Source organism: Vibrio sp. OPT46 (assembly GCF_015163535.1).
GTDB lineage: Bacteria > Pseudomonadota > Gammaproteobacteria > Enterobacterales > Vibrionaceae > Vibrio > Vibrio alginolyticus.
Genome location: NZ_JADDYG010000260.1, coordinates 1 through 205, shown reverse-complemented (window position 1 = coordinate 205; position 205 = coordinate 1). Strand labels below are relative to the sequence as shown.

At 55.1% G+C, this 205-nt stretch carries 1 rRNA gene; it reads right to left on the bottom strand.

The features are described 5' to 3' along the window. Positions 1-205: ribosomal RNA gene (locus IQR33_RS12210) — 16S ribosomal RNA — on the bottom strand; the annotation flags it as partial.

Below are 205 nucleotides of genomic sequence, written 5' to 3'. Positions count from 1 at the left end.
TTGTAGCACGTGTGTAGCCCTACTCGTAAGGGCCATGATGACTTGACGTCGTCCCCACCTTCCTCCGGTTTATCACCGGCAGTCTCCCTGGAGTTCCCACCCGAAGTGCTGGCAAACAAGGATAAGGGTTGCGCTCGTTGCGGGACTTAACCCAACATTTCACAACACGAGCTGACGACAGCCATGCAGCACCTGTCTCAGAGTT